Here is a 12,246-nt window from a genome sequence, read left to right on the forward strand (position 1 = left end):
GTCCCGAACGCGCCCCTTCGCGCCGGTCGGCACCCCCTGCCCTCCCCTAGCCTTGGACCTCTTTCGCCATCTGCTCGATGCGGCGGACGCGGTGGTAGACCGCCGACTTCGACAGGGGCGGGTTCGCGCGCTCGCCCAGCTCCTTGAGCGTGGCGTCGGGATACGTGACGCGCAGCTTGATGAAGTCCTGCAGCGCGGGCGGCAGGTTCTCCATGCCGTGGGCCTCGAGCACCACGCGGATGGCGTACAGCTGGTCGACCGAGGCGTTCGCGGCCTTGGCCTGGTTCGCGATCTCGGCGTTCGTCATGCGGTTCACGTCGTTGCGCACGCTCTTGATGACGCGCGCGTTCTCCATGGCCAGCGCGCTCTGGTGCGCGCCGGCGAACGCGAGGAACTCGAGGATGGCGCTGCCGCTTTTGAGGTACACCATGTAGGAGCTGCGCCGCTGCATGACGCGCGCGCGGATGCCCTTGCGGTCGAGCAGGTCGACGAGGCCCTCGGCCAGGTCCTCGTTCTCCACGGTGATCTCGAAATGGAAGTCGCCGCGCGGGTCGGACACGAAGCCGCTGCCGAGGAACGCGCCGCGCAGGTAGGCCGCGCAGCAGCACTGCTTCTCCACGAGGTCGGGCTTGAGACCCAGCTCCAGGCCGCCGTCCGCCGACAGCACGCCCATGTCCGCGAGCGCCGGCGCGAGGCGGGGCTGCGAGGGCACCTCGATGAGGTAGTTCGGCGTCTTGTGCAGCACGCTGCGGCGCACCGTGAGGTTCGTCTCGAGGTGGTACAGCTCGTGCAGCAGCTTGATGATGAGGCGCGCCACGGACGGCACGTCGGTGGCGATCTCGATGCGGTACTTGCCCTGGCCGCTGAAGAACAGCGTGCCCTCGATGCGCACGAGCGCCGCCAGCGTGGCCTTCTCGCAGTGCGAGCACACCGGGGGGACGCGCGCGAGCTCGTCCTTTACCTCCGCCGTGAACGACATAGCTTCAACACCCCCGCAAACGCGTCGCGCAGCGACGTGGGATCGTGCCAGGTAGGATGGATGGGATCGACGAGGTCGCGCGCGATGACCACGGGGCCCTGCGCCTGGATGGCCTTGACGTCCTGGTAGCAGATGCGCACGGGGCGGATGCGGCCCGACAGCACGAGGTCGTCGAGGTCGGCGGTGGAGGCGTGCTCGGAATCGGCGCCGGTCACGGCGGTGAACACGCCCGTGGCCGGGCTGTCGGGGCGCAGCGTGACCGGGGTGTGCACGAGCACGTAGTCCAGCAGCCCGCGCATGCCGTGGTCCATGAGCGCCTCCACGTGCTCGCGCGCGGCGAGGCCCCACGTCTCGCCCTGCATGTCGGCGAGCGAGCACACGAACAGCGTGGAGCCCTTCGACGCGCGGATGGCGTCCACCACGCCGGGCACGAGCAGGTTCGGGATGATGGACGTGAACAGCGACCCCGGGCCCAGCACGATGAGGTCGGCGTCGCGGATGGCGTCGAGCGCCGGCTGGTAGGGCACCACCTCGTGGGCGGAGCGCAGCCCCACGCACTCGAGCGCCGTGCGCGAGTGGCAGGCCACGGCCTGGCCCTCGATGGAGCGGCCGTCGCGCGTGCGGGCCACGAGCGTCACGCGGTCGAGCGTGGAGGGGTACACGTGCCCCCGCGCGTCGAGCAGCCGCTCGCAGATGGAGATGGCCTCGGGAAACGACCCCGCCGCGTCCTCGAGCGCCGACAGCATGAGGTTGCCCAGCGTATGGTTGCGCGCGAACGAGAAGCGGTACTTGAACGCCTTGGTCAGCGGGTCGTTCGGATTCGCCGCCATGGCGGCGATGCACTTGCGCACGTCGCCGGGGGGCGTGACGTCGGCCTCCTCGCGCAGGATGCCGGTGGAGCCGCCGTCGTCGGCCATGGCCACGACGGCGCTCGTCTCGAGCCCCATGGACAGAAGCGTGCGGATGGACACGGGCGCGCCGGTGCCGCCGCCGATGACGACGACGCGCAGGCGCTCGTCGCGGGCGACGACGGGCTGCGAATCGCGCAGCGCGGCGAACGCGGCCGTGGCCGACGGATCGTGGGTGAACGGGCGGGCAGCCATGGGTCCTCCCCTACCGGCCGGCGGCGGCGCTCGGACGCGCCGAGGCCTCGCCGCCCTCGGCGAGGGAGAGGTCGCGGTGCGCGATGCTCACGCGGTAGCCCTTCGCCTTGAGGTAGTCGGCGGTGGACTCGGCCAGCGCGACGCTGCGGTGCTGGCCGCCCGTGCACCCCACGGCGATGGCCAGCTGCTGCTTGCCCTCGGCCACGTAGCCGGGCATGACGCAGTCGAGCAGCGCGCGCCACCTTTCCTGGAACTCCTCGGTTTCGGGGCGGTACAGCACGAAATCGCGCACCGGCTTGTCGAGGCCCGTGAGGGCGCGCAGCTGGGGCTCGTAGTAGGGGTTCGGCAGGAAGCGCACGTCCATGACGAGGTCGGCGTCGAGCGGCGCGCCGTGCTTGAAGCCGAACGAGTACACGGTGACGGACAGGCCCGCGCGCTCCTCGCCCGGCGCGAACAGCGCGCGGATGGTCGAGCGCAGCTGCGGCGGCAGCATGGACGTGGTGTCGATGACGTGGTGGGCGTTCTCGCGCACCTCGAACAGAAGATCGCGCTCGCGCTCGATGCCCTGGGCGATGGACGCGCCGTCGGCGCACAGCGGATGGCGGCGGCGGCTGGACTTGTAGCGCGCGACGAGCTTCTCGTCGGCCGCGTCGAGGAACAGGATGCGGTAGTCGATGCCCAGCTCCTTGAGCTTCTTGAGCTCGCCGTCCAGGCTCGCGAAGAAATCGCGGTTGCGCGCGTCGCACACCACGGCGAGGCGGCGTTTCTCGTCAGGCTGGCCGGGCATGCCGGTGAGCTCCAGCAGGTTCCCGATCAGGCTGGACGGGAGGTTGTCCACGCAGAAGTAGCCGAGGTCCTCGAACGAGTGCATGGCCTCGGTGCGGCCCGCGCCGCTCATGCCGGTGACGATGACGAGCTCGGGCATGTGCCTCAGGTCGGTGGCCTGGTCTGCCGTCTTGCCTGCGGTTTCTTCGCTCATAGCGCTATCCTTCCGTATCCGTACGCGCACCCTGCACGGCCGCCTCGACGGCGGCGTCCACCACGGCGGACGCGACGGCCGCCGGGCCCTCGCCTGCGGGCGGGCAGGCGGCCTCGTCGGCCTCGCCTCCCACGACGCGCTCGTCTTTCCGATCCCTATTATACTGCTGCACCACGCGATACAGCTCCTCGGCCACCTCTTCGGGCACGACGCGCGCCTCCTTGATCTCCTCGAGCGTGGCCGCCTTGAGGTTCCTGAACGACTTGAAGTGCTTGAGCAGCGCCTTCTTGCGCACGGGGCCCATGCCCGTCACGTCGTCGAGGATGGAGGCCGTCATGCCCTTGCCGCGCAGCTCGCGGTGGAACGTGATGGCGAAGCGGTGCGCCTCGTCGCGGACCTGCTTCACGAGGTAGAGCGACGCCGAGCCGCTGGGCAGCACGACGGGGCCCGTGTCCTGCCACGGCACGAACAGCTCCTCGTCGCGCTTGGCCAGGCCGCACATCGCGATGTCGTCGATGCCCATCCGATCGAACATCTCGAGCGCCGCCGACAGCTGCGGCTTGCCGCCGTCGAGGATGATGAGGTCGGGCTTGCTGCCGAAGCGCTCGTCGGCCATGCGCTCGGGCGCGTAGCGGCGGCTCATGACCTCCTGCATGGACAGGAAGTCGTTCGCCTCGTCGAGCGGTGTCTTGATCTTGAAGCGGCGGTACTGGTTCTTGTCGGGCTTGCCGTTCGTGAACACCACCATCGAGGCCACCGTGTAGGAGCCGTGGATGGTGGAGATGTCGAAGCACTCGATGCGCATGGGCGCCTCGTCGAGGGCGAGCGCGCTCTCCAGCTGCAAAAGCGCGTTGTTGATGCGCTTGTCGTCGTAGTTCGTGCGCACCTTGTAGCGCATGAGCGTGTGCTTCGCGTTCGTCTCGGCCATGCCCACGAGCTCGGCCTTCTCGCCCTTCTGCGGCGCGGTGATGCGCACCTTCGCGCCGTGGGGGCTGGCCAGCTTCTCGGTGAGCCATTCCTCCATGGCGGCTTTGTCCTCGGGCTCGTCGCGCAGGATGACCTCGTGCGGGATGGACGTGGTGGCGTCGTAGTAGCGCAGCAGGAACATGTGCAAGAGGTCGTCGTCGGGGACGTCCTTGCCGCGGTCGAGCACGAACTCGTTGGAGTTGATGATGCGGCCCTCGCGCACCATGAACACGTGCACGCCCGCCACCGTCTCCTCGCGGAACAGGCCCACGACGTCGGCGTCGAGGTTGCGCGTGGACACCGCGTGCTGCTTGTCGGTGAGGCTGTTGATGGTGTCGATGCGCGCCTTGATGCGCGCGGCGCGCTCGAAGTCGAGCTCGGCGGCGGCGGCCTGCATCTCCTCGGTCAGCTCGTCGATGAACTCGCGGTGCTGGCCCGACAGGAAGCGCTCGATGCGCTTGACGTTGACCTGGTACTCCTCGGGCGTGATGCCGCCGCAGCACGCGCCGGGGCCGAGGCCCACGTGCGCGTCGAAGCACGGGCGCGCGTCGTGCGCCGCCGATGCGAGCGGGTCCTTCTCCAGGCGGCGCTTGAGCTGGCGCCAGTCGGCGCACGACGTGGCGCACAGCGGCACGACGCGGCGGGCGATGTCCACCATGTCGCGGGCGGCGCGGCTGTCGGTGTAGGGGCCGAAGTACTTCGTGTCGGGGCGGTGCTTCTCGCGCGTGTACTTGATGGCGGGGAACACGTCGCCCTTCGTGAGCGCGATGAAGGGGTAGGACTTGTCGTCCTTGAAGTCGGCGTTGAAGAACGGGGCGTGCTGGTTGATGAGGTTCTTCTCCAGCACGAGCGACTCGTGCTCGTTCTCCACCACGAGGTAGTCGAAGCTGTCGATCTGGTCCACCAGCAGGGGAATCTTGGCGCGCTCGTCCTGGAAGTTCACGTACTGGCGCATGCGGGCGCGCAGCTGCTTGGCCTTGCCCACGTAGATGACCTGGCCGGACTTATCCTTCCACAGGTACACGCCCGGCAGCGCGGGCACGCTGTCGAGCTCGCGCTTGATGCGTTCGAGCTTGGCGCGCTGGCCGGTTTCGGCGCGCGCGGCGTCGGCGTCGTGCTCGCGCGCGGCGCGGTTGAGCGCGGGACGGCGGCGGCCCTCGCGCTCGAGGCGCTCGTCGTCGCGCAGGCGCCCCGCGTCGAGCGAGGCGTCGCCCGTCAGGCGCTCCACGCCGCCCGCGTCGGGCGTGCCGAGGCCGTCGTCGGAGCCGAACGGGCCAGCGCCGTCGAGGTCGTTGATGTTGTCGTTGAGATCGTCCATGCCGTCAGTATAGCAAACCGCACAAGCGTTCCCCTGAGCGCGCCCCCGCTCCACGCGGTTTGCAAAAGGAAGCGGGTCGTGCACGGGACAGCTGTCGCATCCGATACGCACCTCGGCTGCCTTGCATGCCGAGGAGAACAGTCGACCGGACACGGAATCGACCGGTTTCTGCACAAAAACAGGCGACGTGCGAAACCTCCCGGGGCCACGATGCGCGCCCGCCGATTCGCCTCGTGGAAACCCCCAGGTCAGAGAAGTGAGAATTTTCGAAACATGCGCGACGCCCTGAAACCCAACTTCGTAGGGAGCACCAAGAGCCTCCGGGTTCGCACGTCGCCTGTTTTTGTGCAAAAAAGCGCGTAATAGGTGCCGGAGGTGAAAAGGAGTTCGCCAAGGCGCTTCCGGCCGTCGATGCGGAGCGCCCCCGCACGTCGCACACTTGATACGCGTACAAATGTTTCACGTGAAACACCTCGCAACAGCTGTGCGACGAATGACCGCGCGGCGGGCAGACCGGCAATCGCCGGGTGGGCGGGCACTCGGCGGGCGGGCGACGGGCGGACGGCTGCGCACAGGACGCGGGACGCGACCGGGCGCGCCTCGTCAGGCTTCTTCCAGCTTGGCTTTGAACGAGATGGTCCGGGGCGTGTCCACCCCGTCGAACTCCACCTCGTAGGCGCGCTTCTCGGTGTCGACGGCAGCCACGCGCCCGACGCCGAACACCGCGTGGGCCACGCGGTCGCCCGCGGAAAAGCGCGCGTCGCGGACGAGGTCGGCGATCCAACGGTCGGTCAGCGCGTAGGCGGCGCGCGCATCCTCGATCCGCCGCTCGTCGGGCTTGTTCGAGAACTCGAGCGCCGCCGGGTCGATGTCCAGCAGGAAGCGGGAGGGGTAGCGCGGCGCGCCCTCGTGCGAGCGCCCCTCCGCCTCGGTGAGGTACAGCCCGTCGCGCGCCCGCGTCATGGCCACGAACGCCAGCCGGCGCTCCTCCTCCATGCCCTGCGGCGTGCTCGTCTTGCGCGACGGGAGCACGCCCTCGCTCATCGAGCAGAGGAACACGTGCGCGAACTCGAGGCCCTTCGCCGCGTGGACGGTCATGAGCCGCACCTTGTCCTGCGCGTCGTCCATCGCGTCGGCGTTCGTGAGCAGGGCCACGTGCGCCAGGTAGTGCTCGAGGGTCACCTCCTCCCCGCACGTCGATTCGAACTCGTAGATCGACTGCTTCAGCTCGGCCAGGTTGTCGAGACGCTCCTGGCTGCCCTCGGTGCGCAGCGCGCGCTCGTAGCCGCTTTCCGACAGCACGGCCGCCAGCACCTCGGACACGGGGCGCCCCTCGTACGACGAGCGGAAGCGGTCGACCAGCTGCAGGAGCTGCCGCGCCTTCGTGCGCTTGAACAGCTCGTCGTCCGCCGAGCGCGCGAGCGCCTCGAGCAGGCTGCATCCCCACTCGTCGGCCTTCTCGCGCAGGAAGGCCATGCGCCGCTGCCCCAGGTTGCGCTTGGGGACGTTCGCCACGCGCGCGAAGTCCAGGTCGTCCTGGTAGGCGACGAGCCGCAGGTACGACAGCGCGTCCTTGATCTCGCGCCGGCCGAAGAACGGCACGCCGCTGTACACCGCATGGGGCACCTCGGCGCGCAGCAGCGCCTCCTCCACCGGCCGCGACGCGTAATGGGCGCGGTAGAGCACCGCCATGTCGCGGTACGCCACGCCTTCGCCGTGCAGCGCGAGAACGCCCTGGGCGATCCACGCGGCCTCGTCGGACGAGCTCTTGGCATGGTGCCACACCGTGGGCCCGTGGGCCGTGCGCGCGGCGACGAGCCTCTTCGGCATGCGCTCGCGGTTCTTCTCGATCAGCGAGTTCGCGACGGCCACCACGCGCGGCGCCGAGCGGTAGTTCTCCAGCATCATGACGGTGCGCGTGCCCGGGAACGTGCGGTCGAAGTCCAGCAGGTAGCGCACGTCCGCGCCGCGCCAGGTGTAGATGGTCTGGTCGGGGTCGCCCACCACGAACAGGTTCTTATGGTAGCCGGCCAGCACCTCCATGAGCTCGTGCTGCAGGCCGTCGATGTCCTGGAACTCGTCGACCATGATGTACTCGAGCCGCTTCTGCCACTTCGACCGGATGTCGGGGTTCTGCTCGAAGAGGTACAGCACGAACACGATGAGGTCGTTGTAGTCCAACCCGAAGCACTTCTTCTCCTGGTAGAGGTAGCCGTAGAAGACGATGTCCGACGCGTCCGTCGCATCGAGGTACTTCTGCCGCAGGCCCTCGAGCGGCATAGCCAGCATGTCGCGGTAGTAGTCCGGGCGCTCCTTCAGCTTCATGATCTCGATCATGTCGCGCGCCTTCGAGAACGTCATGTCGCGCAGCGTGAGCCCGCGCTCCTCGTAGACGACCTGCAACATGGCGTCCACGTCGGCGTTGTCCAGCACGAGGAAGCTCTTCGGGTACTGGACGGCGTGGCAGTCCTCCTGCAGCACCGACACGCAGAAGCCGTGGAACGTGTTGATGTAGCCGGTGTCGCTGTCGCCCGTCAGCCGGCGGATGCGGCGGCGCATCTCGTTCGCCGCCTTGTTCGTGAACGTGGCGCACAGGATGGTGCCCGGCATGATGCCCAGGTCGTTCACCAGGTAGGCGAAGCGCTCGGCGAGCGCCCGCGTCTTGCCCGTGCCGGCGCCGGCGATCACGCGCACGTACCCCTCGGTCGCCTCGACGGCCTCGCGCTGGGCCGCGTTCAAAGGCGGCCTGCCGCCTCCCCCGTCGCCCGCTGGGAAGTCCCCTGGTTTTTCGATCATTTGTTCCATACGATCAGTGTACCAGAAAACGCACAGATGTTCCTACATAAATTGATGGAACGCCTCGATCAGCACGGGGACCAGCGCGGAGCAGATGACGCCGTTGAGCACCGAGAGCACCACGGTCTCGCCGTTCGTGCAGCGGATGAGCATGGGCAGCGTGGTGTCCTCGCTCGTGGCGCCGGCGGGGGCGATGCACGTGGGGTAGTTGAGGTGCTTCGCGATCCAGGGGATGCTGAAGAACGACACGAGCTCGCGCAGCAGGTTCGCCAGAAACGTGATGCTGCCCACCTGGGCGCCGGCGATGTCGGTCATCATGACGCCCGCGAGGCTGTACCACCCCAGGCCCGACGCCACGGCCGCGCCCGTGGGCAGCGACATGCCCGCAAGGGGCGCGCACGCGAGGCCGCCCAGCACCGAGCCGATCACGATGCCCGCCGGGACGATGAGCACGCGCACGTGGTACTGGCGCAGCTTGCCCAGCAGGCCGCGGCTGCCGCCCACGCTGATGCCCACGAAGAACATGAGCGCGTAGAGGACGGCCTCGGAATGGCCGGCCACGAAGTCGATCGGCGCGATCGGCACGCCCGCCAGCCCGTACGCCGCGCCGAGCACGAGCGCGCCCACCGCCACGCCGATCATCGCGGCCTCGCCGCGCGCGCCCGCCCCGCCCTCGGCGCCGCCCCGGGCGGCGGCCACGCGCGGGCCGGCCGGGCGGCGGGCGATGTCGGACATGAACAGGCTCGTCAGCGCGTACACGGCGATCGTCGAGAACGCCACCGGCACGAGGCAGAACAGGACGCTGGCCCACCCCACGGTGCCGAGCTCCTCCAGAAACGAGTCGCGCCCGGCCAGCAGCACGCCCATCGAGAAGATGAGCAGCCCGGTGGCCGCGAGCGTCAGCTTCTCGTTCAGCCCCTTGAGCCGCGCAGGGAACACCGTCGCCCCCACGAGCACCCCTGCAACCATGACGACCAGTATCTCCACGACATCCCTTCCCGCCGTGCGCATGGCGAGAGCCTGCGCTGCGATCCCATCGGTGAAGGAGCTATCTTACCGCAAGTTCGCGGGCGGCGCAGCGTTTCGCGCCAGCGCGGCCCACGCGAGCTTCGCCGCCCCCGCGACGACGAGCAGCGCGGCGCACAGGACGAGCACGAACGCCGCGTCGGGGGCGAACGCGAGCAGGTCGCGCCAGGGCGTGCCCCACGACGAGGGCAGCGCGAGGAGGGCGGCGGGCAGCGCCGCGTGCAGCGCGAGCCCCTGCGCGAGCAGGCGGCGGTGCGGCACCGCGGCCAGCCGCCGCGGCCAGCGGCCCATCAGCAGCAGCGGGGCGGCGCAGGCCAGCACCGCGCACGCGTACAGCACGTCGGTGCGCTGGCGCCACAGCGCGGTCCACTGCGCGTCCACCGGCGCGGGCACGCCGCCCACCGCCGCGGTCACCACGCCGCTGACCAGGTCGAAGAATCGGCTGTTGCCGCCGGCGTTGTCGTTGGCGTCCGCCAGCACCACCACGCCGATGCCGCGCTCGGGCAGCAGGCACATGCTGGCCACGTAGTTCTCCACCTGGCCGTCATGGGACAGCACGAGCTCGCCGTCGTCCCAGTAGAACGACGTCCACCCCATGCCGTAGTACGTGTCGCCCTCGGGATCGGGCACGCGGTCGAGGAACATGCGCCGCACGCTGTCGGACGACAGCACGCGCCCGCCGCCGTCGGCCGCGCCGCCGTTCAGGTACATGCGCAGGTAGTCGGCCATGTCCTGCACGCTGGACGCCACGTAGCCCGACGCGGGGCCGCCCCATGCGTCGTCGCCCTGCGCGTGCCGGAACCCGTCGGCCAGATGGAGGCCGAACCAGTCGCGGTGCCCCGGCGCCATGCCGAGCGCCTCGGCGCGAACGGGGTCGGCCGTCGAAGCGGTCATCCCGAGCGGGCCCAGCACGTGCTCGTCGAGGTAGCGCGCGTACGGCTCGCCCGACGCGCCCTCGACGACGCGCCCGAGCAGGTCGTAGTTCGCGTTCGCGTACGAGAACGAGCCGAACGTGTCGCCCAGCTGCCCGTCGGCGGCCTCCGAGAGCGAATCGTGGGAGCCGAACCCGCTCGTCTGGTTGAGCAGGCTGCGCACCGTCACCTCGTCGGGCACGTCGTAGCCCTGCGCGTAGCGGACGGCGGGGGCGTCGAGGTCCACCGCCCCCTGCTCGACCAGCTGCATGACGGCCACGGCCGTGAACGACTTGCTGAGCGAGCCCACGACGAACGGCGCGTCGGCGCCGGGGCAGTCGCCGAGCGTGGCGAGGTAGCGCACGCCGTCGGCGTCGACCACGGCGACCGCCGCCCCGGGCATGCCCACCTGCGGGAAGTTCGCGGACAGGTAGGCGTCCAGGCGCGCGGCGAGGTCCTCCCCCGTCGGCTCGAGCCCTGCGGGCGCGGCGCCGTCCGCGTCCTCGGGCCCCTCCTCGTCGTCGGCGGGGCCTTCGTCCGCCGTCGCCGCCGTTTCGGCGGCGAAGCCCTCGTCATCCGCCGTATCCGCCTCGGCCCCGCACGATGCCAGCGGCAGTGCGCACGCCAGCGCGAGCGCCGCCGCGGCAAGCGCCCGCGCAACCCGTCCCGCGCGCGACGCGCGCGCCCGCCTGTCGTCGTCGCGCGCCATCAGAAGCTGCTGTACACGAACTGCACCGGCCCGTTCAGCCCCGAGAACACGAGGAACCACGCGAGCAGCACGACCATCGCCGCCGTCGCCAGCGCCGCGAGCGCGCCGAGCACCCGGGGCCGCGCCTCCACCGCGGCGCGCACCGCGGCCGCCGCCCGCATCGCCCGCGCCATCACGAGGCCGCCTCCCCCGCGCCCGCCAGCGACGCGCCCGCGTTGCCCGCCGCGTCGAGGCCCTCGGCCGCGCCGAACGAGCCGCCGCCGAGGAAGGCGTCGTCGCGATCGTGCACGAAGTCGTAGAACGCCTGCTCGATGCGCACCCAGCCGCGCCACCCGGGATGCACGGTGTCGCAGAGGAAGTACTTCTCGTACTCGCAGGTGGAGAAGTCGGCGTAGGCCGCGCCCGCCGCGTCGGCGATGCCGCGCACGCGCTCGTAGTACGCTTGCCGCTCGTCGGCGGAGACGCCCTCGCGATCGTACCAGGCGCCGTGCACCGGCAGGATGACCACGAGCGGCTCGATCCCCGTCTCGCGGCACACCTGGAGGAAGCACGCGAGGTCGGCGTACTCCTCGTCGGCCTGCGAGAAGGTCTGGCCGCGCTCGGCGTCGTAGCCGGAGTTCTTCTGCCAGTACGCGTCGTAGACGCCGTAGTCGTTCGTGGTGCAGGCGGCGTCGCCCGACGCGTCGGCTTCCTCGAGCAGCGCGTCCCAGTCGGGCTCGCCGGTGGGCTCGCCCGCGGCGCGCACGGCGCTCTTGAGCGGCGCCTGGCTCACCACGCTCGGCAGCTCGGAGCGCAACCGCAGGTCGTCGGCCGCCGCGCGCACCGCGTCGTTCACCGCGTCGAGCGGCGTGTCGCGATGCGCCGACGCCGTGGTCTTCGTGTCTACGCCCAGCTGCTCCACGCGCGAGCGCACGTAGGCCTTCGTCTCGTCCGAGATGCTCGGGTTGTCCGCGAACTGGCGGTACAGCGCGTAGGAGAACTTCGAGGCGAACTTGCCCTGGTCGCCGTTGCCCCTGAAGAACCACTGGGGCGACACGACGATCATCGCCTTTTTGTTCTTCACCTGGCTGCCGTACGCGCCCGCGGCGATGGCCTGCCACAGGCTCTGGTCGTACGCCTCGCCGACGTAGGTGAGGTCGACGCCCGTCACGTTCTCGCCGAGCACCTGCTGCGGGCACTGCGCCACCTTGTCCTTCGAGATGTAGAATTCCGACGACCCGAACGCCAGGTAGCCGTCGTCGCTCATGGTGGCCAGCGTGAACGCCGTGCTCTCGGACTTCGTGCCCGAGTACACGTAGTCGTACAGGCGCGCGGGGTCGTGCGCGGTCTGCGCGGGCAGCAGGGCGTTCGCGCCCGCCAGCACGAGCGCCGCCGCCAGCAGCCCCGCCAGCACCGCGCGCAGAAGGCGCATGCCCGACGGAGCCGCGCCCGGGGTGTCCGACCGGTTCGCCATGGTCGC

Annotated in this window: 9 protein-coding genes; all 9 read right to left on the reverse strand. The window is 70.2% G+C overall.

All coding sequences use genetic code 11. The features are described 5' to 3' along the window. Window positions 1-46 precede the first annotated feature (46 nt). Window positions 47-979 carry a DNA-binding protein WhiA gene (gene whiA / locus H8S61_RS03265; protein ID WP_154332150.1) on the reverse strand — a complete coding sequence of 311 codons (933 nt, stop codon included), beginning with the start codon at window positions 977-979 and terminating at the stop codon, window positions 47-49. After that, entirely contained in the window at window positions 958-2,082 is a 1,125-nt protein-coding gene (locus tag H8S61_RS03270; protein ID WP_186937933.1) for a gluconeogenesis factor YvcK family protein, read from the reverse strand. The genes whiA and H8S61_RS03270 overlap by 22 nt, the downstream gene beginning before the upstream one ends. A gap of 10 nt (window positions 2,083-2,092) precedes the next feature. Next, a complete protein-coding gene (rapZ, locus tag H8S61_RS03275; RefSeq protein ID WP_160942318.1) occupies window positions 2,093-3,061 on the reverse strand; it encodes an RNase adapter RapZ in 969 nt (322 codons plus the stop codon). A gap of 4 nt (window positions 3,062-3,065) precedes the next feature. After that, window positions 3,066-5,345 carry an excinuclease ABC subunit UvrC gene (gene uvrC / locus H8S61_RS03280; RefSeq protein WP_244977512.1) on the reverse strand — a complete coding sequence of 760 codons (2,280 nt, stop codon included), beginning with the start codon at window positions 5,343-5,345 and terminating at the stop codon, window positions 3,066-3,068. Between the two features lie 603 nt (window positions 5,346-5,948). Next, window positions 5,949-8,141, reverse strand: coding sequence for an ATP-dependent helicase (locus H8S61_RS03285; RefSeq protein WP_186937934.1), 2,193 nt, complete (start codon window positions 8,139-8,141; stop codon window positions 5,949-5,951). 42 nt (window positions 8,142-8,183) lie between these two features. Continuing rightward, window positions 8,184-9,128, reverse strand: a complete 945-nt coding sequence (locus H8S61_RS03290) for a LysO family transporter (RefSeq protein WP_186937935.1) — start codon at window positions 9,126-9,128, stop codon at window positions 8,184-8,186. A gap of 66 nt (window positions 9,129-9,194) precedes the next feature. Next, a complete protein-coding gene (locus tag H8S61_RS03295; RefSeq protein ID WP_186937936.1) occupies window positions 9,195-10,787 on the reverse strand; it encodes a serine hydrolase domain-containing protein in 1,593 nt (530 codons plus the stop codon). Beyond that, window positions 10,787-10,960, reverse strand: coding sequence for a hypothetical protein (locus H8S61_RS03300; protein WP_154332157.1), 174 nt, complete (start codon window positions 10,958-10,960; stop codon window positions 10,787-10,789). Before H8S61_RS03300 ends, H8S61_RS03295 begins: the two co-directional genes overlap by 1 nt. Further along, entirely contained in the window at window positions 10,960-12,240 is a 1,281-nt protein-coding gene (dltD, locus tag H8S61_RS03305; RefSeq protein WP_186937937.1) for a D-alanyl-lipoteichoic acid biosynthesis protein DltD, read from the reverse strand. The genes H8S61_RS03300 and dltD overlap by 1 nt, the downstream gene beginning before the upstream one ends. Window positions 12,241-12,246: the final 6 nt, after the last annotated feature.

The sequence above is a fragment of the Eggerthella hominis genome (assembly GCF_014287365.1).
GTDB lineage: Bacteria > Actinomycetota > Coriobacteriia > Coriobacteriales > Eggerthellaceae > Eggerthella > Eggerthella guodeyinii.